This window comes from Pikeienuella piscinae (assembly GCF_011044155.1).
Lineage (GTDB): Bacteria > Pseudomonadota > Alphaproteobacteria > Rhodobacterales > Rhodobacteraceae > Pikeienuella > Pikeienuella piscinae.
On record NZ_CP049056.1, the window covers coordinates 3,060,552 to 3,082,271 of the forward strand.

A 21,720-nucleotide genomic window follows, 5' to 3' on the forward strand; every position below is an offset into this window, starting at 1 on the left:
GCAAGTAGAGTAACCATTCTACACTGGAGCATGCCACAATGACCCTTCCCGACACGATGAAGGCCGTCGTCCTGACCGGGCACGGCGGATTAGACAAGCTGGAATGGCGCGTCGACGTGCCGGTGCCGTGCCCGCGAGCAGGTGAAGTCCTGATCCGCGTCGGCGCCTCGGCAGTGAACAACACCGACGTGAACACCCGCACCGGCTGGTATTCGAAAGCCGTGCGGGGCGATACCGGCTCGGCCGCTGCGGAGGGTTATGATGGCGCGTCTGACGCCGATGGTGCCTGGTCCGGCGCGCTGAGCTTTCCGCGCATCCAGGGCGCTGACTGTTGCGGAGAGATCGTCGCGGTTGGCGACGGAGTGGACAGTGCGCGGGTCGGCCAGCGCGTGCTGGTGCGACCGATGCACAGCCCCGCAGGCGCAGGGTCAGATGTGTTGGCGACCTTCGGGTCGGAGCGTGATGGCGGCTTTGCCCAATACACCACCGTGGACGCCGAGCACGCTTTGCGGATCGACAGTCCGCACTCTGACATCGAACTCGCCTCCTTTCCGTGTGCGTTCTCCACCGCTGAAGGGATGATTCAGCGCGCAGCACTGGGTGCGGAGCGGGTGCTAGTTACGGGCGCGTCTGGCGGCGTCGGCTCGGCGGCGGTGCAGCTTGCCAAGCGGCGCGGCGCACATGTTACCGCCGTCACCAGCGCGGCCAAGATGGAGGCGCTCAAGGAACTTGGTGCCGACGAGACACTGGAGCGCAACGATGCCCTTCCTGAAGAGGGGTTCGACGTAGTGCTCGACTTGGTGGGTGGCCCGCGCTGGCCCGAACTGCTCGATGCGTTGGTTGCCCGAGGTCGCTATGTGACTTCGGGGGCCATTGCCGGGCCGATCGTCGAGCTGGACCTGCGCACGCTCTACCTCAAGGACCTGATGCTGATTGGCAGCACGCGGCAGGACCCGCGCGTCTTCACCGACCTGGTCAGCTACATCGAGGCAGGCGAAATTCGCCCTGTGGTCGCCGAGACTTACCCTCTGCACAAGCTGCGTGCGGCGCAGGAGGCGTTCATTCAAAAGTCGCACATGGGCAAGATCGGGATCGAAATCCCCGGCTGACGCCCGCCCGATGAGAATCGCGGCGCCTCGCTTCGTCGACCAGACGCTGGTGACGCAGGCGATCAACGGCGAGGCCTGCGAGATGGAGTTCGCCTACGTCCTGCCCACCGGCGAGAGCTTCACCTTCACCGTGCACGCCGTCTAACCGCGATCGAACTGCATGCCCTCGACCACTTCGGTTTCGGTCTCCAGCCCCTTGTTTTCCTCGACGGTGATCACGCCTTCGTTGCCGACCTTGGCCATCGCATCTGCGATCTGGCGGCCGATGGCGACCTCTCCGTTGGCGGAAATGGCGCCGACCTTCGCGATCTCGTCGCTGTCGCCAACCGGTCGGGACATGGCCTTGATTTCGGCCACGACCGCGGCGACGGCCTTGTCGATCCCGCGCTTGAGATCCATCGGGTTCATGCCGGCGGCGACCGACTTCATGCCCTCCTGGACAATCGCATGGGCGAGCACGGTGGCGGTGGTTGTGCCGTCTCCAGCCTCGTCATTGGTGCGCTGCGCGACCTCCTTGACCATCTGCGCGCCCATGTTCTCGAAATGGTCCGAAAGCTCGATTTCCTTGGCGACGGTCACGCCGTCCTTGGTGATGCGCGGCGACCCCCAGGATTTGTCGATGATGACGTTTCGACCCTTGGGACCAAGGGTGATCTTCACGGCGTTGGCCAGCGTGTTGATGCCTTTCAGCATGCGGTCGCGGGCATCGGTACTGAATCTGACGTCTTTGGCGGACATGATTGGGTGCTCCTGAGAGTGAAATTTCGGCGTCGCTGTCGGGGTCAGGCCATGACGCCGAGAATGTCGCTCTCTCTCATGATCATGAGGTCTTCGCCGTCGAGCTTGATTTCGGTGCCCGACCATTTCCCGAACAGGATCCGGTCGCCGGCTCTGACGTCCATCGGGATGCGCTCGCCGTCCTCGCGCCTTCCCCCGGCACCAACGGAGACAACTTCGCCTTCTTGAGGCTTCTCCTTGGCAGTATCTGGAATGATGAGGCCGCCCTTGGTCGTCTCGTCGCCTTCAATGCGGCGAACGAGCACCCGGTCGTGGAGGGGAGTGAATGACATCGAAGTGCTCCTTGTTGAGATTTCGTTGGCGAAACGGGCCGGGTCGAATGCTTAGCTGTGTTGCGCGCAAGTCCGCGGTATCCCATTCGGTCTCCACTCCGAGAATTCGGATCGACACCGCCCCCCGAGCGGTTCACGGGCGTCGAACAGAGTTTCCGCCAGCGATGATCGTGTTGATCATTTCGGCGACGGCCCGGTGCCTTTCCATTTCGAGTTCGGTGCCAAGGGCGTTCACATGGGTCGCCGCGGCGTCACGAAGAACCCCCACGATCTCGTGTTCCGGCAGCAACCCGCGATCGTTCATGGCAAGCAGGAGCGCCTCGCAGATCGATAGGGCGGCCTGGCCTGCATGTTCGCTTGCGGTGGACATCTGAGTTTCCTTCCTTGGCATCTTGAACCTGAGAGAAGGCGAGATTCAGATGCATCCGTACATCTCGCAGGAAGTGCTCTATGCTGGACTGATCCAGAGCAGTGCCCGAGCCGATTTCTGCTCTTGGGTCACGACACGCCAGGAGCCTCAATGACATCATCTGAACAAAGCCCCCTGACCCGCAAGCTTTCTGCCTTCGTCGCTCTGTCGGAGGTCGAGCTGGCCGTGCTTGAACGACTTCATCAGCGCCGCCGCTCCTTCGTCGCTGGGCGCGATATGGTCCATCAGGGGCAATCCGATCAAGCCGCATATATCCTGTCCGCGGGTTGGGTCTGTTCCTACAAGCTGCAGGCCGACGGGACCCGGCAGATCGTGGATTTCCAGGTGCCAGGAGATTTTCTCGGGCTGCGGAGCGTTCTCTTGCGCACGTCGGACCACAGCTTCGAACCCATCGTTAACATCGAGGCCGCCGAAGTGCTGAAGAGCGACCTTCTTGATGCATTCGCGCAGACGCCGCGCCTGGCCACCGCCATACTCTGGGCGGCGTCGCGGGACGAGGCAATGGTGGTCGAACACCTTGTCGGGATCGGCAGGCGCGATGCGGACGCCCGCATGGCGCATTTTCTGTTGGAACTGGGATCGAGGCTTGCGCTGGTGGGCATGGGGACCAAGGATGGGTACGACTGCCCGCTGACCCAGTACCACCTCGCGGATGTGCTGGGGTTAAGTGCCATTCATGTGAATCGCGTCCTGCGACAGCTGCGCGAAAGAGGGCTGGTGACCTTTCGAGACGGTCGCGTGTCCTTTGAAGATCATGCCGGGTTGGTGGAACTGGCTGAGTTTGATGCAGCCTATCTGGATCAGAGCGGCCCGCTCCTGAAGTGAGAGGGCCGCCCTCCGTTGCTCGGCAGGCGACCCCAGGCATCACATCAGACGATGGCGTTCACGCGAGCGCGTGGGTCGCCGCATCGAGTTCCTTGTTGGTCTCGGCGTCGTTCTTCGCCGTGTTCGCCTTTTCGGCGGCCTGATAGTGCTTGAGCGCCGCGTCCTTCTTCGGACCAGCGGGCGCCTTGTCCCACGCGGCCTTCACGGACGTCATTTTTTCGGCAGTCTTGTTCTGTTCGGGTGTCATTGGAATTGTCCTTTCATGGACTTTCCGAGAAATAAAAAGCGTGCCGACATGCCGACCTTTTTGGGATCGACACGCCCACACGCTTTTCAGGAACTTGGAAATTTACAGTGCCGCCAAATATTCGGCGGGCACGGCTTACCTAGCCAATGTCAGCCCTCGCCGCACTGACGCAGGTTAGTCCCGGCGTCTGTGGCGGGTCGATTGCCTTGTCGGCTTTCAAGTCACCGCCGTTTGCTGGTGGGAAATCCTCAGCCATCTGTCGTCGTCGTTAAGGTAGGTCGAAGCACAGAGGGCTTTGTAGATCGGCACGTCGGGTTTTTCCGCCGAGACCCGGTATGTGAGTATCGCGATGTCACCGCATCGCGTGACGCGCCGTTCGGCCATCGAGACAGACCGCCAGCCGGTTCTCTGTCGAAGATGGCTCCAGATCTGGTCGCCCTGGAGGATCCCGGGCGGATAGGGGAAGACCATGACAGCGTTGGTCGCTGTCGTCGCCCGCGCGTTGTCGGCGCCACTGGTCCAGAAGTGTTCCTCCATGTCCCACAGAACGCCCTGTTCACGCGGTGATAGCGTGCCGGACTTGTGTGCCGCATGGGCCGGTCTCGTCGCGGTCGCGGTTGATACAGTCATTCGCCTGACCCCGACCCGCCAACCATGAACATCTGAAACAGGACAAAGATGATCGCGAGCACCGCCCAGATCGCTCCGCTTGTTCCCGGGCGGCCATCGGCCACCGTCGAGGCAGCGCGCTGCAGGGCACCTGACGTCGGTCCTTCGGGAAGCAGCTGGCTCAGGTCTCGTGCAATCCTGCCGTGATCGCTGGCGAGCGCAGGAACGTCCCGAAATCGAGCAAGCAGCGTTCCCAATCGCGCTCGCGCGGCGTCGCGCCCCAGTGTGACCAGTTCAGCGGTTTCCGTCCATGGATCGAGGCCGAGCCGCGCAAGCGTGGAGAGCACCGTCACGGCATAGCCGTTCCGGTCCTCGCCGACCGAAGCTTGGAGGAACCGATCGAACTCGGGCGGGTGCGGGTTGAGAACATTGGGGGCGGCCATCGCCACTCCTTTCAAGGTTTGCAGGAATGCAGATCATCCCTGTTTCCCAGAGGATACGCGCAGGTCGGTCTCGCCGCCCTTACGCAGATCAGTGCGGGCGACTGCCCTCAGGAAGTTCGCAGCCGGTTCAGTGCCCGGGGCTAACATGCGTCAGCGCCAGTCGGACGATCCCGATGTATAAGAAAATACATCGTTCGACTTTTCCGTCCCGCACTCCAATGGGCCGTCAAAAGTGGCGAGCGACGGATCTGCCAACATCGCGGAGATTAGAGATGAACATGCGGTCGACCAGATCGACGGTGACGTTTTCAAACCCGTTCACCTTGCCGGGATACCCGGGCGAACTGCCCGCGGGCGACTACGAGCTTCTCGTCGAAGAAGAGCTTCTCCAAGGGCTCAGCTTCGAGGCCTATAGGCGGACGGCGACGTACCTGACGGTGCGCGGAAGGGTCGGTCATGCGGGACGGACAGAATTACGGGCGATTTCCGACAGCGACCTGAAAGAGGCGCTGAGCCGGGATCAGGGCGCGACTGAGAAAAACAATCATAGCGAGGCGGCGCTTTCTCCGCAGGAGGACTTGAAATGAATACTCCCGAATGGCTCAAACCCGGCATCTATGGTGCCGTGATCGGTGCTGTCTTTGTCGGCGTCGTCGGATTTTCATGGGGTGGCTGGGTGACCGGCGGCACTTCGAATGACCGGGCGGTGGCGATGTCCCGTAACGATGTCGTCGCCTCAATGGTACCGGTCTGCCTCGACATGGCGCGGTCAGACCCGGCTCGGGCGGACAAGCTTGCAACGATCCGGGCAGCCTCGACCTACCAGAGGCGCGACGCTCTCATGACCGCCGGCTGGGCGACGATGCCAGGAACCGATGCCCCGGACCGAGATATTGCGCAGGCTTGTCTGAAGGAACTGGAACTCTGAGGTCATGCTGTTCAGAGCCGACGATGTGATGGCTCAAAACGGGCCGCACCGGCAAACGCGCGAACCAGGCATCGCCCCGCGTGCCAAAACCGAGATAGGAGCTTGCGATGCCTTCTGATGACAATGGACCGGAAGATCGCGGACCTTGGAAAAACAAGCAGACCCGCGTTCCCCCTGAGGTTGACGCAATTCTCAGGCGGGGCCGGGATCGGCTGCACGGCATCCTGCCGGACGGTTTGCCACCGGTTAAGCGTGTTGCAATCGGGGCCGCCATTGCGCTTGCGGCGTTTGGGACGTGGACCTCCTACTACACGGTGCCGAGCGACTCCGTTGCGATTGTCCAACGGTTCGGGAAGTACGCGGCCGAGGTCCCTCCGGGGCTGCACTTCAAGATCCCGTTCGGGATCGACGTGACCACGTTGGTCCCGGTCAAGCGCCAGCTGAAACAGGAATTCGGGTTCACGACTCCGGGTGCCTCCGATCCCTATCAGAGCCCGACGGACGGTCGCCGCGAGACCGAGATGGTGACTGGCGATCTCAACGCCGCGCTCGTGGAGTGGGTGGTGCAGTACCGGATTTCCGAACCCCGGAAGTTCTTGTTTGAAGTGCGCCAGCCGAGCGCGACCCTGCGTTACGTCTCGGAGTCCGTCATGCGTGAAGTCGTGGGAGACCGCACAGTCGACGAGGTGATCACCGTCGGGCGCCAGGAAATCGAAAGCGAAGCCCTGCTGAAGATGCAGGCGCTCGCGACCAAATACGCGATGGGCATCAGCATCGACCAGGTACAGCTGAAGAACATCAATCCGCCCCAGCCGGTTCAAGCCTCGTTCAACGAGGTCAACCAGGCACAACAAGAGAAGGAGCGAATCATCAACGAGGCCCGCCGCGAATACAACCGCGTCATACCTCTGGCCGAAGGCGAAAAAGACCAGCGCATCCGCGAAGCCGATGGTTATCGCCTGAGGCGGATCAACGAAGCCGAGGGCGATGCGGCCAAATTCACGGCGCTCCTGACGGAATACCGTCTGGCGCCCGAAGTGACCCGGCGCCGGATCTACATCGAAACCCTTCAGGATGTTCTGCCGGGAATTGGTTCCAAGATCATTGTCGACGGGTCCACGGCAAGCATCCTGCCGCTTTTGAACCTTGATCGACAGACAGGAGAGCAACGATGAAGACCCTTTCGCTTATTGCCTCGGGGATCGCGGTTGCTGGGGTCGTCGCTGCGTCATCCGCCGTCTACACGGTCGGCGAGGTCGAACAGGCCATCATCACCCAGTTCGGCAAGCCGGTCGGCGCGCCGATCACCGAGGCTGGTCTCAAGTTGAAACTCCCCTTCGTTCAGGAGGTTAACCGGATCGACAGCCGGGTTCTGGAGTGGGACGGCTCGCCATCGGACATGCCCACCAAGGACAAGCTCTATATCTCGGTCGATCTCTTCGCGCGCTGGAAGATCACCGACCCCCTGCAATACTTTCTGCGCCTGCGCGACGAACGCAGCGCCCAGTCGCGCCTCGATGATATCCTTGGCAGCGAGACGCGGAACGCCGTCGCCAAGCACGAACTCATCGAGATTGTGCGCACGACCAGAGGGCGGACACCCCTTCGGGACACGCTTCTGACGGATCAGGAGCTTGCGCAGGACATTGGCGCACTGGTTCCCATCACGAAGGGGCGGGCGCTGGTCGAGCAGCAGATCTTCGAGGCGGCGGCGGAAAAGGTGCGCGTTTTCGGGATCGAGCTTCTCGATATCCGCTTCAAACGCATAAACTACAACGAAAGCGTGCGACCCAAGATCTATGACCGCATGATCTCAGAGCGCCGGCAGATCGCCGAACGCTTCCTGTCTGAAGGCAACGGTGAAGCGGCCCGTATTCAAGGCAACAGGGTGCGGGATCTGAACAAGATCCAGTCCGAAGCCTATCGCGCCGTCGAGGAAATCCGCGGTGCCGCCGATGCCGCAGCAGCAACAATCTATGCGGGCGCCTACAATGTCGATGCCGTTTCGGTCGAATTCTACGATTTTACCCGAACTATGCAGGCCTACGGCGACATGATCTCCGACGACACAACGCTTGTCCTGACGACGGACAGCGATCTGTTCCAGTTCCTGCGCGGCATGCAGGGCGAGGCAAACCCAATCCGCGATCCGGGCAGCGACCCGGGCGACGGTGGCGTGGCGTCAATCGGCAGGGCCCGACCAGCGCAAGCCCCCGCGACGCCAATCGTGACACAGACGGAGGTCGAAGCAGGCCGATAGGTCCATGGTGGAAGGTTTCAAGCATGAATTGAGGGTATCAATCGGGAAGCACGTCAATGACATCTGGACCACCGAGGTTGGTTTCTTTCCGCTTCTGAGCAAGACACACCCACGTAATTTCTGTGCCCCTAACCTGCGTCAGCGCACGATGTCCGCCTGGCTGGTAGGTGGATGGCAAGAGCTGAATCGCGATGAGGCGAGGGCCTGCCTGCCCACATTCGAGGACACGACCTCCAGCGTCGCACCGCGCAGCGAGGAGGACAATACGCTATGACATCAGTCAAATATCTCACCAGGACGGCCGCAGAGACGACCGATCTTGAACGGCGCGTGCTGGCCCATGAACGGATCCTGCAGGCTCTGATTGCCTACATGGCCCGTACCGAGCCGCGTTTCGTCGACCACCTGCGAGAACGGTTCGTAGATCCGATGAGATTGGCCCAGCGCGAACACGACCACCGCGAAACCGATGATTATGCGGCAGAATTTATTCGCGCGGTGATGCTCCTAGGAGAAGCGCGCGCGCCCAACGCGAAGGAGCCGGAAATGACCAACAAGCAACCCGTGCCACCGAAAAGCAAAGGTGAACAGGGTTCTTCCATGAACAGGCCACCGCAGCGCGGTGGGGTTCAGGTACGCGAACGAAACGGAATTTGGGAGGTGCAGGTCGATGGCAAGTTCCGCGGCGATTACCACCAAAAGGAACATGCTCTCGCCGCTGCAGCGTTGTACAAGTTGTCACCCCGATGACCGGTAGCACTCATCCGACAGTCCCGCAGGACTTCTCGATCCAGGTGGCCGAGAACGAAGGCATGCCATCGAGATCGAATTCCAGGGGCTCCCCGCCGCCGCCCGCGCCCACGCGATGGCTGACTGGAACGCTCACGCTTGCGCTATCGAAGACTCGCGCGGCAAACGGCAGACTCTGGTCCGCCAAGGAGCAAGCGGCGATGAGGCATCCCCTCGCGAGGCTGATCGCGAAGACGGCAGTCATAGCCGGTGTGATAGCGTCTTTCGCCTTCCCCGTTCTCGCGCAGGATGGCACGGGCCCAATGCCTGAGAACGCCCAGCCGCGCAGCTATGGCGGCGGATGGGTCTGCGATCTTGGTTACCGGGTGGCGGGCACCGAATGCCTTGCGCTCGACATCCCAGAGCATGCCTATCCAACCGGGCGCTCCTACGGGACGGGGTGGGAGTGCGACCGTGGCTATGAAGAGGTAAACGGGATATCCTGCAATTTCATCTCGCTGCCCACCAATGCCTTCCTCCGGTCTTCCGGCTACGATTGGCAATGCGAACGCGGGTTCCGGCAGGAGAACGAGGTATGCGTGCCCATCGTAATTCCCGAGCGTGCCTACCTGACAGACGATCACTCGGGGACTGGATGGACCTGTGATCGTGGCTATGAGGCTCTTGCAGGGACATGTTCGCCGATTGTCGTGCCAGAGAACGCGTATCTGACCAACGCAGACTACGGCGCCGCCTGGGCTTGTGAGAGGGGCTTCGTCAGAATCGACGACCGATGCGACGCCGTTGTCGTGCCATCGAATGCCTATCTGGACGAGGCATCCTATGGACCGGGCTGGAGCTGTGATCGTGGGTACGAGCCGCTGAGCGGTTCCTGCGTCTCTATCGATCTGCCGGAGAACGCCTATCTCGACCGATCCGGCAACCGGTGGAGCTGCAATCGAGGCTTCCGGCTCTCTGACGGGATGTGCGCCCTTGCACGGTGATGCGGATTTTTCTCGTCGTGGCGGGTCCGGCATGCGCGTCAGCATCGGGTGCCGTCTGCGCTACAGCTTCCCGCAGCCGACGCCACTTATTGCGATGCTGAACGTCCACTACTCGCGCTTTGGCGATCTGGAGCGTGCCGACTATCTCGTGACGCAGCCGAGCGTGCCGCTGGAAAGCTACCGCGACGGGTTCGGCAACTGGTGCACGCGGATGGTGGCCCCGGAGGGCGACTTCTGCCTGTCGACGGATGGCATCTTCCGCGACACGGGCCAGCCTGATCCCTCCATGCCCGGCGCGCGGCAGTACGCCGTTCAGGATCTGCCGTTCGAGACCCTCGTGTTTCTGCAGGGAAGCCGGTATTGCGATACCGACCTTCTGTCGGAGGAAGCGTGGCGCCTGTTCGAGACCACGGACCCCGGATGGTCACGCGTGCAGGCGATCTGCGATTTCGTGCACGGACATGTCCGCTTCGACTACATGCAGGCGAAGGCGACGCGCACCGCATCGCAGACCATGGCCGAGCGACAGGGTGTCTGCCGCGACTTCGCCCATCTCGCCATCGCCCTGTGTCGTTGCATAAACATTCCGGCCCGCTACTGCACCGGATATCTGAGCGACATCGGTGAACCTCTGCCTCATCCGCCGGGGGACTTCGCCGCTTGGATGGAGGTCTTTCTCGCTGGTGAATGGCACATGTTCGACCCGCGGAATAACAAGCTGCGGTTTGCCAGAATTCTGATCGCGCGCGGTCGCGATGCTGCCGATGTCCCTCTGACCCAGACATTTGGTCAGAACACTTTGACGGAATTCAAGGTCTGGACGGATGAATTGGCCTGACTGACCTTGGCTTCCTTTTTGATGCGCTATCGTAAACCGGGTCGCCAATCCCCACATAAGTAACACTGGCGTCAAGCATCCCGGTCCGACATGGACGAGGAGTTGGCGTCGGAAAATCAAAGGATCGATGAAATGTCCTTCAAGGACCTGACCGCCAGGGCTGCGGCTGCGTTAAAGCCCAAGCCTGCGAAAACAGCGACGTCCCCTGCCAAGGAGACCGAGCCCAAGGCTTCTGGCAAGGATGCACCCGCCAAGTCCAAGACATCTTGAGACCTACACAGGTTACGCGCCTCATTCCTGTAAGGGCGCAACCCATCCACAGCGACAAGGGAAAGGAACGCACCAATGGAAGATCTGACGAGCAAGACCGTTGCGGTTTTTTCCCGGCCCTTCACCGTTCCGGGCTTTGACGAGACGCTCCCGGCGGGAGAATACGAGATCGAAACGGAGGTGGCTTCACCCCCTGATCAACGGGATCCCGCAGCCTGGAAAGCTTCTGTCCTTGTGAAGCTTCATCCCCGGATATCTCATCCGGGACTTGCACGGACTCTGACTGTTTCCCTTGCCGATCTGGACCATGCCCGCGCCAGGGACAAGCTGACGGGCAGAGCGTTGTCCGACTTCTTCCTTGAGGAAATGCTGGCAGATCCGATGGTGCGCCTCGTTATGGAGGCCGACGGGGTCTCCGAGGCGCATCTGAGACATCTCTACTCCGGGCACGGGACGCCCCAGTCTGACAGGGATGTCCTGGACCGGAACCCGGCGCGACAAGGCGCACGTGACATTGCGTCAATCCAAGCTGCTGAAAACGAGGGCATGCCCCCACGACCGACAGGGACGTCGGCTATGCGCACGGAAGTCAGCGCGGATTCGATATGATCGCGAACAAAACCTCGGTCGACGTAGCATTTCCGGACATCGCCCGCGGAAGGGCCTTTGGCGACGTACCTCGAAACCGTCCTTGTCTGAGATGCGATGCTGTTTTCTGGAGTGAAGGCTTTGGAGAACGGATCTGTCGGCGCTGCAAGGGGTTGAACGCCTGGCGAAACGCGGTGCCCGATAGCTCCGGGTCATCGCGCCGCCGCTGATCCGCATCGACGTGCGCGCCGTCATCCTCGAACCACACTGGATCTCCGTTTTGGCCTGCCTCGACATCGTTCACACCACAACCTACCGGTACCGTCATGCGGTCTCTCTCGGACCGCACAGGTTGATGCTACGTCCCCGCGAAACGCGGGAACTGCGACTACTAGCGCATGTCCTCTCCATTTCCCCGACGGCGACGGTAACCTGGGCACATGACGTGGTCGGCAATAGCATCGCCACCGCCGTCTTTGACGGCCTGACAGATCATCTGGTGATCGAGAGCCGCGCCACGGTGGAACTCACCGCGCCAGCGTGGCCGGTCTTTGCCATTGCTGCCTCGGCCGCCCAGTATCCCTTTGTCTACGCCGCAGATGAATGGACGGATCTGGGTGCATTGACGGTACCGCAATACTGCGACCCAGACGGGCGGCTTTCCCGATGGGTCGAGGACTTTGTCATGGCGCGTCCGACCGACACTCTGTCTCTGCTGAAAGACATCAGCAACGGTGTGTTGACCCAGATTTCTTACCAGAGCCGTGACACTGAAGGCACCCAGTCACCGATCGAGACGCTCGAACGGCGATGGGGCTCGTGCCGTGATTTCGCGGTCCTGCTCGCCGAAGCCGCGCGCACGCTTGGACTCGGGTCCCGCATCGTGTCCGGCTATCTGTCCGATGTGGAGAGAAGCCTCATTGGGTCTGCAGGATCTGGGTCCACCCATGCGTGGGTCGAGATATTTGTCCCCGGTGCCGGATGGATTGCCTTCGATCCCACGAACCGGAGCTTCGGGTCTCGGAACCTGATACCACTCGCCGTGGCCCGAAACATCGCACAGGTCACCCCGGTGGCAGGCAGCTTTATTGGAACGAACGTCGATTTGCTCTCGATGGAGGTACTAGTAAGAGTGGAGAGTGCTTCGGCTCAAAACAACTCGCTCCTAGCCCAAGGAGGCGGCGCGGACAACGCGCTTGTCTGATGGCGTTTTGGTGGGACTGGCTTCCGGCGGCTGGTTTAAACTTATCAACAACAATGCCTTAACGGCCGGAGAAGGTTAGACGGGGGTCCCGTTCCCTCCGCCACTTGCCCTTTAGAAATCGTTCTCCGCTCGTTGCCCTAGGTGAAAATTGTCGTTGTTTTCGAGGGTTATGCACGAGGGGCTGTTCACCGGCCCCGGTGCGAAGAGGGCCCAAAGCGTTCTCTACGGGCTGATATTCTCCGGACCTGTTGACTGCGCTGATTTAGTGAAGTTCCACAAGTGGATGATATTATTATCATATTCCGGTCACATGGTTTCATTTGGACAGCGGTCTCGTTTGGTTCAGCGGCGACTAGCGTCGGAATTTCTCAGGCCATTATCCTCTCTAGGCGTTGCTTCCGGCGCTCCCAATCCGGCATCACCCGGTCCAGCAGGTCAAAGAAAGCCGTGCCGTGGTGCGGCTCAGCGATGTGGCAAAGCTCGTGGGTGATGACATAGTCGATGGCGTCAACCGGGGCCTCGACGAGACGTCGGTTCAGCAAGAGACGGTGCGCAGGCGACATTGACCCCCAGCGTTGTTTCATCTGGCGGATGATCATCCCTTTCGGCCGGAATGCTTCGGGCTGCGGGAAACGTTGCAGACTTTGTTCGACCTGCTCTGCGAACTTGGCGTGGGCTCGGTTGCGGTACCAGCCCTCAACCAGCTCGCGAGTAATGTCAGTTCGGTTCGGTCGAAGTGTCTCAACCACGATATAGCCGCGAATGAGCTTTACGCTTTCTCGCACATTCGGGACGACTTTCAGTCGATACTGTCGGCCAAGATAAAGATGCGTTTCGCCCGCTATGAAACTGCGTTCTGGGGTGCGCGGCAGAAACTGCGTAAAATACCTTTGCTGCCGGGTAACCCAGGCTGCCCGTTTTCGAAGCTTCTGTTCGATTGCCTCAATGCTCGAGTCCATTGGTGCCGTGACGACAACTGAAGCATCGGGGTTTACCGCTATCTCAAGGGTCTTCCTTTGGCGTCTGACTACGCGATATTCGATGCGCTGCTCGCCGTATTGCAGGTGATTGAATTCTGCTGTCATCCCGCGAACCTTGCACGCGCCAGATCCATAATTTTGAGCTCAATGTCATCCAGTACTTCGACGGATAATTCGATCCCTTTTTGATCACGCAGGACATCGAAGAAGAAGTCGTCAATTGCGTTACGCAGGTTATTCTGCGCCACGTCGTTAGACCAGATGTCCACAATCAGGTGGGCCCTGATGATCCCGACGATATCCAGGGCGATGTGGGCTGCATCGTCGCCACTGACCTGCACACCGCCACTAGTTGTTAGCCGGGTATCCAGAACTCCAAAGAAAGCTTGAGCATCGTCGTCGCCCCGGATGGGCTCAGGCACTTCGCGGCCGCGATCCTTTCTGGCGACCTTGCTCGCCAAATCAACGACGCTGTTCAGATAGTCGCGCTCTGAAAGGCGGCGTTCCCGGTAGGCGCGGATCGTGTCCTCAAGCAGCTCCGAGAACTCGCGGTAGAACGTGGGGTCCTCCTCCATCTTTTCGGTGATGGCGCGGCGTGTGGCGCTGGCAATGCGATCCGCTCGCGACGCCTCCGAGACACCTGTTTCTTCGACAACCGCCTTCAATGCATCGGGATCGTTGATGTTGACCACTTCGATGATTGTTTCCGCTGGCAATGCCACGACGTGGTCATCAAGCAGTTTCTGAATCTTCGGTTCAAACTCGCGGACATCGACGGTTTCTTGATACCGGAGTTGAACCGAGCGCCTCAGTTCAGAGAACTGCTTCCAGTCACGCTTCAACGTGTCGATTTTGGCTTCGTCAAAGACATCGAGCAGCTTGTCTGATGATAACGATATGTGGAGGCATCGGCTGAAGGCCCGAAGCCGTGTATAGAAATCCTGCCGCAGGGCTTCATCACCAAGCAGTTGTTCGAACTGCTCCATATCCTTCTTGTTGCGGACGGGCTTGAAGATATCCCAGAGCTGGTCGTGCAGTTGTGGGAGTTTGCGGATCTCCTCCCTGACGTCGTGGACCGTCCCGGCAAGGTCCGCAGCCTCATAGCCCTCGAAAGCACTGTAGGTCGTCAGGGCGCTGTCAAGTTCACCAAGCAAGCCCTCATAATCAACAATGAACCCAAATTGTTTTTCTGTGTCCCCGTCCTCGTACAGGCGGTTCACGCGCGCGATAGCCTGAAGCAGATTGTGCTCCTTCAGGGACTTGCAAACGTACAAAACCGTGTTTCTCGGCGCGTCGAAGCCGGTCAACAACTTCGATACGACAATGAGGATTTCGGGATCCCCTGATCCCTTGAAGGCGTCGATTATCTGACGGTTATATTCATCCTCAGTTTTGTATTGGGCCATCATTTTCGACCAGAAGCTGCGGACGACGTCCTTGGATTCCTGATCGACTTCTTCGTTCCCTTCATTGTCGTCTGGCGGCGAGATGACGACTGCACTCGAGACGTGGCCAATTTCGTCGAGTACTTCCTTGAAGCGCACAGCTGCTGCCTTCGAAGGGGCTACCAATTGCGCCTTAAATCCGGTGCCCTGCCAATGCTGGCGAAAATGCTCTGAAATATCAAAAGCTTTTGCCCGGATTGTCTGCCCTGTCTTGGACAGCGCGTCCATTCGCGAAAACTTACCCTTCAAATCAGCTTTCTGGCTATTCGTAAGGCCCTCACTGATCTTTTCAAACCAGCGATCGATGACATTGCCGGTGATCTGCTGTTCAACCAGTCGCCCCTCGTACAAAAGTGGGACCACCGCCTCATCGGCAACCGCTTCATCGATGGCATACCGGTGGATCAATCGACCGAATGTCGAGAGCGTGTTCTTCTCTTTTTTGAGGAGAGGAGTGCCAGTGAACCCCAGATAGCAAGCCTGCGGCAGAAGCCTGCGCATCTTGGTGGCGAACTGGCTGTGACCGCCGTAGCGACCTGTCTGTGTACGGTGGCTCTCGTCAACGAGAACGAAGATGTTTGCATCCTCGTCCGCAGCTTGGCTGTTTCGCAATGCTGTTTCGAACTTGTTGATGATCGTTGTTACCAAGGGGGCCCGATCACGGATGAGTTCAAGGAGATGCGATCCACTTGTGGCGCGAATTGGCTCAAGATCACATGACTTGAAGGTATCCTTGATTTGCTTGTCGAGATCGTCTCGATCGGTGACGATCAAGATTCGCGGGTTCCGGATAGTTTTATCAAGTGCCAGCGAGCGGCCCAGCATGACCATAGTCAACGATTTGCCCGAGCCCTGCGTGTGCCAGATTACGCCGCCTTTGCGGGCGCCGTTGACATCGAATTGCTTCACGGTCTCCACCGCGCGGCGGATGCCGAAAAACTGCTGATGACGCGCTACTTTCCGAACGCCGCCGTCAAAGACTGTGAAGCGCCGGATGAGATCGAGCAGCCGTTCAGGTCGGCAGAGCGCATAGGTCGTGCGATCTTGGGCCGTGACAGCGCGATCTCCCTCCGCGGCCATTGCCTCGAAATATGTTCGGGCGGTCGAGAAATCACCAGAGAAGATCGCGTCCTTCTCGGCATTTGTCAGGTCGCGGTTGGCGAGCGGTGCGATCGCCTCGTCGGTATCCTCTTCATCCCGCCAAGTTTGCCAGAACTGTCGCTTGGTCCCGACCGTGGCATACCGTGCTTCGGACCGCTTCATGCTGATCAGCAGCTGCGCAAAGTGGAAAAGCTGCGGGATGTTGTCTTCGTGTTGGTATCCGATCAGCTGGCTATCGGCTTTTTTCAGGCTTTCGGTCGGGCGCTTGTTTTCAATAACCAGCACCGGGATGCCATTTACAAAGGCGACGATGTCGCATCGCTTGGTTTGGGTGGTACCGGTGCGCTCAACGGCGAACTCCGCCGTGACATGAAAAACGTTGTTGTCGGGATTCTCCCAGTCGATGAAACGGAATGAGTAGCTTTTGGAGTCGCCGTCGATCGACTTCGTTATAGTCGTGCCGAGGACAAGCGTATCATAAATGTCCTGGTTGGTGCCCCGCAGGCCCTTGAGCCGGTCGGGCGTGGGCTTGAGCCGCCGCATTGCCTCATGCGCATCTTCCAGATCAAAACCATAGTCCCGCCCACGATGGGTGAAACGATTGATCCGCATCAGGCTTTCGACGAGCACGTCGTCCAGGACAACGTTCCGCTGACGCCCGCCACGTAAGGAAAGGGCCTCCTCTTGGGAAAGCGGCTTGAAACCCATCGCAACCAGGAGCTGGATCGCGGGGATCTGTGACTGAAATTTTTCGGCAGCGTTAAAGGTCATCGTCCGGTCACCACAAAGCATTTGAAATCAGAAACGGCCTTATCGGCCTGCTTACTTGTCAGCGCTTTCCGGCAGAACTTGGTGATACGCTGTGTCTTGCCCGAGGCAATACCTCGACGGAAGCAGGTGACGTCGAAATTGCCAGAAGTCGCTGGTGTGACTTCGTAGGCATACTCGTATGAGCGATCCCGCCCAAACTCGTTGCCAGTTGCATCCACACTCCAATGACCCGGGAAATTCAGTTTCTCGATTGCCCGTCTCATTTCGAGAGAGCTGGTGTAGCGCTGGTTGGGATCGGGGTGGACGGCTTTTAGAACGACGCGACGGACAGAGGCCGGGATGTGGCTGGGGAAATCCTTCGCCGTCAGCAGACGGCCTGCATTAATCTCATCCTCATAATCTGCGCGTCCAACACTGGCCCAGATCGCCTGAAGGTGGTTCAGGCCGAGCAGAAGCCGAGCCAGCGTCATCCCCACCTGAAAAATATCGGAACTGACGCCAACATTGCCTGTTGCGCGAACTTCAGGGGCACGATGAAGAAGGTAGGCATTCGGCGCAGCTACGGGAGCGCCATTGGTGGACACGCCCGTGATGCCGTAGTCCGACAGCATCGCTTGCTGCTGCGCGCCGATCAGGATGTTTCCGGGCTTGATGTCGTTGTGAAAAAAGCTCCGCGCATGCAGATAATCGAGGCCTTGAAGGATATCCCGAGCGATCTGAAGCACGCCCGGCAGGGGCAGGAAACCGGCCGGGTTCGCCAGCGTCTCAACCGATCCATTCGAATGGTAGTCCATGGCAAGCACCACAACATCGGCACCATTGACGTTGACGACATCTGCCTGATGAATGTGGACGAGGTTGTTGTGGGACAGCAGGTTACCGATCTGTGCCTCGCGCAACCGTTCGTCGACCGAGATCCCGGGCCTGAGGATCTTGACCGCAAATTCCCGTCGGAGCGCCATGTCGCTGGCCAGCCAAACCTCGCCGAACGAGCCTTGCCCGATCTTGCTGGTCAGGTGGTATTTGTACAACTGCATGGTCGGGGCGAGTGTGACGGGAACAAGCTGGGTCATCAGTGGCGCACCCCCCACCAGGCGGCATTGACCGCGTCAGCCATCTTGTTGTCCCAATACTTGTCTGTCTTTCCGACACGGGACTCTGCATGGCGTTTCGTGTCTGCGCTCTTGGTGGCCATCGATGCGTAGATCTTAACCTCGACCGGAATGCCGCGGTGGGCGCAGGCCAGCATGACGGCCGCCTCATTGTGCGCCGAGCGCCGTTTGGGCTTGCTGTCATTCTGGGTGTATTCATTCGCCTTGATCATCACCTTGGTGATGTCCGGATGTTCGTCAAAGATCCGCAGAATTTCGCGGTAGACCCAATCGATACGCTCGGCATCGGCCTCATCGGAGATCGAGGCCGGAACCGTCAGCTTGGTGTCATTAGATGCGTTCTCAAGGGTGAAAACCCCGTTATCTTCATAGACAATCGCATATCTGGGCGCCTTCGGGTCGCCGCGGAATCCAAGAACCTTCATCAATCTTCCTCGTCCAATGTGACCGGCCATTCCCCGGTGAGCAATTTCTGCATGAGCCCGCGTTTTTGTTGGGTCAGGGCTTCGATCTCTTCATCGAGAAGGGAAAGTTCGTGTTTCGCCGTTGTCAGCGCCTCGCCGATACGGCGCTGGTCTTCAATTGGGGGAACCGGCACCTTGCAACCGAAGAAGTCTTCGACGTTGAGGTTCAGGAGGCCATCGTTGCGAACGCCGGAATTGATCAGGCGCGACAGCTGATGGTTCAGCGCGCCTGCTGCGAACAGGTGGGAATAGAAATTGGCATCCAGCCCCGATTTCAGGGCGAAACAGAAATATACGAACGGAACCACTGCTGTCGGGCGATCCAACTGATAGATGCACCCATATTTCGCGGCCAGAGAGTTGCCCTTGTTATAGGCAAACTCGCCTTCGTGCAGTAGCGTATAGTTATCGACGCTGCTGCCTGCCATGTCGCGGGCGAACTTGTCCGACTGCATCAGGAACCCCGATTTGGCCGAGATGGTCATCACCGGGTGATCGCCACCATCATTCTTGCGGCGCACCCGTGTGGCAATGACAGACAGCGGTTTGAGGTCCCAACTGTTTGGGAATACGCCCCCGCGCCCGGTCAGCTTTTGCGTGATGCCAGTCAGCCAATCCTTCTTGGCCGCGCGGAGGGCCGTGAGTTTTTCGAGCGCCTCGTCCCAAGTCCGCAGGATTTCAGCGATCTTGCGCTGTTCGGGGAGTGGCGGAAGCGGAAGCGGGAAACCCTTAAGGGCATCCATATCGACTCCGGTCTGACCAGATGAGCGCCGCGACAAAGTGTCGATGAGTTGGAATAGGCGGTCCTGTTTCAGCGTGTAATACATGAAGTCTCGGTCTAGCTTCTTATTTCGAGCCGAAGCCTTGATTAGAGCTACGTTGTAGGCACCAGATTTTCCGCGATAGATCTGGAAAACAGGTGGTCCATAGCGACCAATCATTACGTCATGTTCTTGGAAGGTCTTGTGACGCTCTGTTTCTGGAATATAGGTCTTAAATTGGTCGGTTTTGAAGTCCCGTGTTTGCACAAGCCGAATGTAACCAGGCTTTTCTGCGAACACGAAAGTCGACCTTGGAGGCTGTGTTCCACCCTCAAAGCGAATGTGGTCGCCGATGGTGTCGCAACTCCAATTGGAAGGATTTTTTTTCTCTTCAGACATTCACGCCGAGCTCCCGAAGAAAGCTGGCCATCTTAGCTCGCACGTCAGACAGTTCCGCCTCGATCCGGTCGATGTCTTTTTGCACAGCGGCCACGTCCACCTCGTCCTCCGGTTCGAAAGTATCAACGTAGCGGGGTATGTTCAGGTTGAAGCCATTTTCGGCGATCTCTTCAGAGCTGGCGTTGTGGGAGTACTTGGCCACCTCAGCGCGGTTCGCGAAAGTTTCAAGAATCTTTGTCACATGCGCATCTTCCAAAACGTTAATCGTTTTTGCGGATGTGAACTCCCGGCTAGCGTCGATGAACAGCACATCGCGGCGGTCCTCATTCGCGCCGCCCTCTTCGCGAGAGCGGTCAAAGATCAGGATTGCCACCGGAATGCCGGTGGTGGTGAACAGGTTGGCAGGCAGGCCGACAACCGCATCGAGCAGATTTTCCTCGATCAGCGCCTGACGGATGCGCCCTTCGGCCCCGGCGCGGAACAGCACACCATGGGGCACGATCACCGCCACACGCCCGGTCTGGCGCTTGGCGATCTCGATCATGTGGGTGATGAAGGCGTAATCGCCCTTGGACTTCGGCGGCACACCGCGCCAGTAGCGTTTGAACTGGTCGCTGGCGGCGTCCTCGGCCCCCCATTTGTCCAAGGAGAACGGCGGGTTGGCCACCACCACGTCGAATTTCTGCAGGTGGTCGCCCTCCACCAGCGCTGGGCTGTTGAGCGTGTCGCACCATTCGATGCGCGCGGCGTCGCGGGCGTGCAGAAACATGTTCATCCGCGCCAGCGCCCAAGTGGCCCCGTTCACCTCTTGCCCATAAAGGGCGAAGTTCTCGGACCCCACCTCCTGCGATGCCTGAATCAGAAGCGAGCCAGACCCGCATGCTGGATCACAGATCGTGTCACCAGGTTTGGGGGCGGCAAGTTTCGCGAGAAGGCCCGAGACGGCAGAGGGCGTATAGAACTCGCCCGCCTTCTTGCCCGCATCCGAGGCGAAGCGCGAAATCAGGTAGATGTAGCATTCGCCGATGATGTCCTCGTTGACCCGGCTGGGGCTGAGGTCCATTGCCGGTTTCGCGAAATCCTCAAGCATATTCTTGAGGCGGCGGTTCCGGTCTTTCGGTCGACCAAGGTTGGATTCCGAGTTGAAGTCGATGTTGCGAAAGACCCCTTCGAGCTTGGCGCGGTTCGCGTCTTCAATCCGCTCAAGGGCGACGTTGATCAGTTCGCCGATATTTGCCTCGTTCCGCTGACCATGAAGGTCATAGAAGCTTGCGCCCTCAGGCAGGATGAAACGCTCACGCTCCAGCCTGCGGCGGATGCGGGCTTCGTCTTCGCCGTATTGCTTGCGGTAGTTGACGAGATGATCGTTCCAGAGGTCCGAGATGTATTTCAGGAACAGCATCACAAGGATGTAGTCCTTGTACTGCCCCGCATCGACGACACCCCGGAAGGTGTCGCAAGCGGCCCATGCGGTCTGGTTGATTTGCTGTTGGGTAATCTGGTCTGTCATTGCGGGTATCCCTGTTGTGGGGCGAGCCTGGCCCGCTCGCTTAAAATGAGGCTATGGAACTGAGCGCGACGGTCGGCGAGTTCTCGCAAAAGGCCGCCCTCACGTCGTGCGAGGGCATCGACGGTCGCGATGTGGTGCTGGGTTTCGAGGTCAGGTAAAGGGATTTCCAGCCGCTCCAACACAGCTTTCGGTATCATGCGCAGGCTTGTTCCCTGAGCCTCTGAGCCGAGCTTTCGCTGCGCGTCGGGTTGATTGATCGCCCAGGCGAGATACGCGGGAAGTACGTGTTCTTGATCCGGGCGCATGATGATGAGTGGAACAATGACAGCTGCGGGCTCACTGAGCGCGGCACTCACGACGGCTGCAGTGTTCGGCTCGCCGCGAGATCTGAAGATCACCTCACCGCCTCGGACAAGGTAGCGATCCGAAAGGTCTGCGAGATCATATCGCAGCAGCGAGCTGTCAGAGACGTCGCCGTGCGGACTGACGTCACGCAGCTGGATGGCTGGCACGCCGCCTTCGGGAATTGGCTCTAGTCGACCGCGCGCGGTGTAGCCTGAATGAATGTCGCATAGCTCTCCGAGCTGCATGGCCTGAACCTCTGTATTTCGATTACAGAGATT

General features: G+C 59.3%; 24 protein-coding genes and 2 pseudogenes. 13 read left to right on the forward strand and 13 right to left on the reverse strand.

The window, feature by feature from the left end; all coding sequences use genetic code 11:
* Nucleotides 1–38 precede the first annotated feature (38 nt).
* Both G5B40_RS14575 and G5B40_RS21430 read left to right on the forward strand, forming a co-directional pair.
* On the forward strand, nt 39–1,109 hold the full coding sequence (locus tag G5B40_RS14575) for an alcohol dehydrogenase family protein (protein WP_165099945.1): 1,071 nt from the start codon (nt 39–41) through the stop codon (nt 1,107–1,109).
* Nucleotides 1,110–1,137: 28 nt separating this feature from the next.
* A pseudogene (locus G5B40_RS21430) lies at nt 1,138–1,251 on the forward strand (phage tail tube protein); the annotation flags it as partial.
* A gap of 2 nt (nt 1,252–1,253) precedes the next feature.
* Here G5B40_RS21430 and G5B40_RS14580 read toward each other — a convergent pair.
* The 3 genes and pseudogenes from G5B40_RS14580 to G5B40_RS14590 form a co-directional block, all read right to left on the reverse strand.
* Nucleotides 1,254–1,847 (reverse strand): annotated as a pseudogene (locus G5B40_RS14580) (TCP-1/cpn60 chaperonin family protein); the annotation flags it as partial.
* Between the two features lie 44 nt (nt 1,848–1,891).
* Nucleotides 1,892–2,179: a co-chaperone GroES gene (locus G5B40_RS14585; RefSeq protein ID WP_165099947.1), complete on the reverse strand. Its 288-nt coding sequence runs from the start codon at nt 2,177–2,179 to the stop codon at nt 1,892–1,894.
* 133 nt (nt 2,180–2,312) lie between these two features.
* Nucleotides 2,313–2,549 (reverse strand): hypothetical protein, encoded by a 237-nt coding sequence (locus tag G5B40_RS14590; protein WP_165099949.1) that lies wholly within the window; start codon nt 2,547–2,549, stop codon nt 2,313–2,315.
* A gap of 150 nt (nt 2,550–2,699) precedes the next feature.
* Here G5B40_RS14590 and G5B40_RS14595 point away from each other — a divergent pair, with 150 nt between their 5' ends.
* Nucleotides 2,700–3,434: a Crp/Fnr family transcriptional regulator gene (locus G5B40_RS14595; protein WP_165099952.1), complete on the forward strand. Its 735-nt coding sequence runs from the start codon at nt 2,700–2,702 to the stop codon at nt 3,432–3,434.
* A 58-nt stretch (nt 3,435–3,492) separates the two neighbouring features.
* Here G5B40_RS14595 and G5B40_RS14600 read toward each other — a convergent pair whose 3' ends face one another.
* The 3 genes from G5B40_RS14600 to G5B40_RS14610 all read right to left on the reverse strand — a co-directional run bounded on the left by G5B40_RS14600 (nt 3,493) and on the right by G5B40_RS14610 (nt 4,733).
* Nucleotides 3,493–3,681, reverse strand: a complete 189-nt coding sequence (locus G5B40_RS14600; RefSeq protein ID WP_062563232.1) for a hypothetical protein — start codon at nt 3,679–3,681, stop codon at nt 3,493–3,495.
* A 216-nt stretch (nt 3,682–3,897) separates the two neighbouring features.
* Entirely contained in the window at nt 3,898–4,311 is a 414-nt protein-coding gene (locus G5B40_RS14605) for a hypothetical protein (RefSeq protein WP_246209537.1), read from the reverse strand.
* Nucleotides 4,308–4,733 carry a hypothetical protein gene (locus G5B40_RS14610; RefSeq protein ID WP_165099955.1) on the reverse strand — a complete coding sequence of 142 codons (426 nt, stop codon included), beginning with the start codon at nt 4,731–4,733 and terminating at the stop codon, nt 4,308–4,310. The genes G5B40_RS14605 and G5B40_RS14610 overlap by 4 nt, the downstream gene beginning before the upstream one ends.
* Before the next feature lie 272 nt (nt 4,734–5,005).
* Between G5B40_RS14610 and G5B40_RS14615 the strand changes: the two genes are divergently transcribed.
* The 10 genes from G5B40_RS14615 (at nt 5,006) to G5B40_RS14660 (ending at nt 12,554) form a co-directional block, all read left to right on the forward strand.
* The gene (locus G5B40_RS14615; protein WP_246209539.1) at nt 5,006–5,320 is read left to right on the forward strand and encodes a hypothetical protein; all 315 of its coding nucleotides are present in this window, start codon (nt 5,006–5,008) and stop codon (nt 5,318–5,320) included.
* Nucleotides 5,317–5,661, forward strand: coding sequence for a hypothetical protein (locus G5B40_RS14620; RefSeq protein WP_165099958.1), 345 nt, complete (start codon nt 5,317–5,319; stop codon nt 5,659–5,661). The genes G5B40_RS14615 and G5B40_RS14620 overlap by 4 nt, the downstream gene beginning before the upstream one ends.
* A gap of 107 nt (nt 5,662–5,768) precedes the next feature.
* Complete coding sequence (hflK, locus tag G5B40_RS14625) at nt 5,769–6,836, forward strand: FtsH protease activity modulator HflK (RefSeq protein ID WP_165099961.1); 1,068 nt, start codon at nt 5,769–5,771, stop codon at nt 6,834–6,836.
* Nucleotides 6,833–7,921 (forward strand): protease modulator HflC, encoded by a 1,089-nt coding sequence (gene hflC / locus G5B40_RS14630; protein ID WP_165099964.1) that lies wholly within the window; start codon nt 6,833–6,835, stop codon nt 7,919–7,921. The genes hflK and hflC overlap by 4 nt, the downstream gene beginning before the upstream one ends.
* 270 nt (nt 7,922–8,191) lie before the next feature.
* The gene (locus tag G5B40_RS14635; protein ID WP_246209540.1) at nt 8,192–8,671 is read left to right on the forward strand and encodes a hypothetical protein; all 480 of its coding nucleotides are present in this window, start codon (nt 8,192–8,194) and stop codon (nt 8,669–8,671) included.
* A gap of 302 nt (nt 8,672–8,973) precedes the next feature.
* Nucleotides 8,974–9,654: a hypothetical protein gene (locus G5B40_RS14640; RefSeq protein WP_165099967.1), complete on the forward strand. Its 681-nt coding sequence runs from the start codon at nt 8,974–8,976 to the stop codon at nt 9,652–9,654.
* 31 nt (nt 9,655–9,685) lie between these two features.
* Nucleotides 9,686–10,492, forward strand: coding sequence for a transglutaminase-like domain-containing protein (locus G5B40_RS14645; RefSeq protein WP_165099970.1), 807 nt, complete (start codon nt 9,686–9,688; stop codon nt 10,490–10,492).
* A gap of 90 nt (nt 10,493–10,582) precedes the next feature.
* Nucleotides 10,583–10,762 carry a hypothetical protein gene (locus tag G5B40_RS14650; RefSeq protein WP_211907338.1) on the forward strand — a complete coding sequence of 60 codons (180 nt, stop codon included), beginning with the start codon at nt 10,583–10,585 and terminating at the stop codon, nt 10,760–10,762.
* A 75-nt stretch (nt 10,763–10,837) separates the two neighbouring features.
* Complete coding sequence (locus tag G5B40_RS14655; protein WP_165099976.1) at nt 10,838–11,371, forward strand: hypothetical protein; 534 nt, start codon at nt 10,838–10,840, stop codon at nt 11,369–11,371.
* 220 nt (nt 11,372–11,591) lie between these two features.
* Nucleotides 11,592–12,554: a transglutaminase family protein gene (locus tag G5B40_RS14660; RefSeq protein WP_246209543.1), complete on the forward strand. Its 963-nt coding sequence runs from the start codon at nt 11,592–11,594 to the stop codon at nt 12,552–12,554.
* Nucleotides 12,555–12,922: 368 nt separating this feature from the next.
* Here G5B40_RS14660 and G5B40_RS14665 read toward each other — a convergent pair whose 3' ends face one another.
* From G5B40_RS14665 to G5B40_RS14695, 7 genes are read right to left on the reverse strand one after another with little or no spacing between them, the layout of a single operon-like run.
* A complete protein-coding gene (locus G5B40_RS14665; RefSeq protein WP_165099978.1) occupies nt 12,923–13,639 on the reverse strand; it encodes a M48 family metallopeptidase in 717 nt (238 codons plus the stop codon).
* Nucleotides 13,636–16,851 carry a type I restriction endonuclease subunit R gene (locus G5B40_RS14670; RefSeq protein ID WP_165099981.1) on the reverse strand — a complete coding sequence of 1,072 codons (3,216 nt, stop codon included), beginning with the start codon at nt 16,849–16,851 and terminating at the stop codon, nt 13,636–13,638. Before G5B40_RS14670 ends, G5B40_RS14665 begins: the two co-directional genes overlap by 4 nt.
* The gene (locus G5B40_RS14675) at nt 16,848–17,924 is read right to left on the reverse strand and encodes a serine/threonine-protein kinase (RefSeq protein WP_165099984.1); all 1,077 of its coding nucleotides are present in this window, start codon (nt 17,922–17,924) and stop codon (nt 16,848–16,850) included. Before G5B40_RS14675 ends, G5B40_RS14670 begins: the two co-directional genes overlap by 4 nt.
* The gene (locus G5B40_RS14680) at nt 17,924–18,388 is read right to left on the reverse strand and encodes a hypothetical protein (protein WP_165099987.1); all 465 of its coding nucleotides are present in this window, start codon (nt 18,386–18,388) and stop codon (nt 17,924–17,926) included. The genes G5B40_RS14675 and G5B40_RS14680 overlap by 1 nt, the downstream gene beginning before the upstream one ends.
* The gene (locus tag G5B40_RS14685; protein ID WP_165099989.1) at nt 18,388–19,587 is read right to left on the reverse strand and encodes a restriction endonuclease subunit S; all 1,200 of its coding nucleotides are present in this window, start codon (nt 19,585–19,587) and stop codon (nt 18,388–18,390) included. Before G5B40_RS14685 ends, G5B40_RS14680 begins: the two co-directional genes overlap by 1 nt.
* Nucleotides 19,580–21,097, reverse strand: coding sequence for a type I restriction-modification system subunit M (locus tag G5B40_RS14690; protein ID WP_165099991.1), 1,518 nt, complete (start codon nt 21,095–21,097; stop codon nt 19,580–19,582). Before G5B40_RS14690 ends, G5B40_RS14685 begins: the two co-directional genes overlap by 8 nt.
* A complete protein-coding gene (locus G5B40_RS14695; protein ID WP_165099993.1) occupies nt 21,094–21,687 on the reverse strand; it encodes a restriction endonuclease subunit S in 594 nt (197 codons plus the stop codon). Before G5B40_RS14695 ends, G5B40_RS14690 begins: the two co-directional genes overlap by 4 nt.
* Nucleotides 21,688–21,720 lie beyond the last annotated feature (33 nt).

What these genes read in the sequence shown, in the direction of transcription:
- G5B40_RS14670 (WP_165099981.1), bottom strand. Translation starts at nt 16,851, where the DNA reads ATGACCTTTAACGCTGCCGAAAAATTTCAGTCACAGATCCCCGCGATC.
- G5B40_RS14675 (WP_165099984.1), bottom strand. Translation starts at nt 17,924, where the DNA reads ATGACCCAGCTTGTTCCCGTCACACTCGCCCCGACCATGCAGTTGTAC.
- G5B40_RS14600 (WP_062563232.1), bottom strand. Translation starts at nt 3,681, where the DNA reads ATGACACCCGAACAGAACAAGACTGCCGAAAAAATGACGTCCGTGAAG.
- G5B40_RS14605 (WP_246209537.1), bottom strand. Translation starts at nt 4,311, where the DNA reads ATGACTGTATCAACCGCGACCGCGACGAGACCGGCCCATGCGGCACAC.
- G5B40_RS14645 (WP_165099970.1), top strand. Translation starts at nt 9,686, where the DNA reads ATGCGCGTCAGCATCGGGTGCCGTCTGCGCTACAGCTTCCCGCAGCCG.
- G5B40_RS14685 (WP_165099989.1), bottom strand. Translation starts at nt 19,587, where the DNA reads ATGTCTGAAGAGAAAAAAAATCCTTCCAATTGGAGTTGCGACACCATC.
- G5B40_RS14585 (WP_165099947.1), bottom strand. Translation starts at nt 2,179, where the DNA reads ATGTCATTCACTCCCCTCCACGACCGGGTGCTCGTTCGCCGCATTGAA.
- G5B40_RS14690 (WP_165099991.1), bottom strand. Translation starts at nt 21,097, where the DNA reads ATGACAGACCAGATTACCCAACAGCAAATCAACCAGACCGCATGGGCC.
- G5B40_RS14595 (WP_165099952.1), top strand. Translation starts at nt 2,700, where the DNA reads ATGACATCATCTGAACAAAGCCCCCTGACCCGCAAGCTTTCTGCCTTC.
- G5B40_RS14640 (WP_165099967.1), top strand. Translation starts at nt 8,974, where the DNA reads ATGCCTGAGAACGCCCAGCCGCGCAGCTATGGCGGCGGATGGGTCTGC.
- G5B40_RS14665 (WP_165099978.1), bottom strand. Translation starts at nt 13,639, where the DNA reads ATGACAGCAGAATTCAATCACCTGCAATACGGCGAGCAGCGCATCGAA.
- G5B40_RS14650 (WP_211907338.1), top strand. Translation starts at nt 10,583, where the DNA reads ATGGACGAGGAGTTGGCGTCGGAAAATCAAAGGATCGATGAAATGTCC.
- G5B40_RS14590 (WP_165099949.1), bottom strand. Translation starts at nt 2,549, where the DNA reads ATGTCCACCGCAAGCGAACATGCAGGCCAGGCCGCCCTATCGATCTGC.
- G5B40_RS14680 (WP_165099987.1), bottom strand. Translation starts at nt 18,388, where the DNA reads ATGAAGGTTCTTGGATTCCGCGGCGACCCGAAGGCGCCCAGATATGCG.
- G5B40_RS14610 (WP_165099955.1), bottom strand. Translation starts at nt 4,733, where the DNA reads ATGGCCGCCCCCAATGTTCTCAACCCGCACCCGCCCGAGTTCGATCGG.
- G5B40_RS14575 (WP_165099945.1), top strand. Translation starts at nt 39, where the DNA reads ATGACCCTTCCCGACACGATGAAGGCCGTCGTCCTGACCGGGCACGGC.
- G5B40_RS14695 (WP_165099993.1), bottom strand. Translation starts at nt 21,687, where the DNA reads ATGCAGCTCGGAGAGCTATGCGACATTCATTCAGGCTACACCGCGCGC.
- hflK (WP_165099961.1), top strand. Translation starts at nt 5,769, where the DNA reads ATGCCTTCTGATGACAATGGACCGGAAGATCGCGGACCTTGGAAAAAC.
- G5B40_RS14620 (WP_165099958.1), top strand. Translation starts at nt 5,317, where the DNA reads ATGAATACTCCCGAATGGCTCAAACCCGGCATCTATGGTGCCGTGATC.
- G5B40_RS14655 (WP_165099976.1), top strand. Translation starts at nt 10,838, where the DNA reads ATGGAAGATCTGACGAGCAAGACCGTTGCGGTTTTTTCCCGGCCCTTC.
- G5B40_RS14615 (WP_246209539.1), top strand. Translation starts at nt 5,006, where the DNA reads ATGAACATGCGGTCGACCAGATCGACGGTGACGTTTTCAAACCCGTTC.
- G5B40_RS14635 (WP_246209540.1), top strand. Translation starts at nt 8,192, where the DNA reads ATGACATCAGTCAAATATCTCACCAGGACGGCCGCAGAGACGACCGAT.
- hflC (WP_165099964.1), top strand. Translation starts at nt 6,833, where the DNA reads ATGAAGACCCTTTCGCTTATTGCCTCGGGGATCGCGGTTGCTGGGGTC.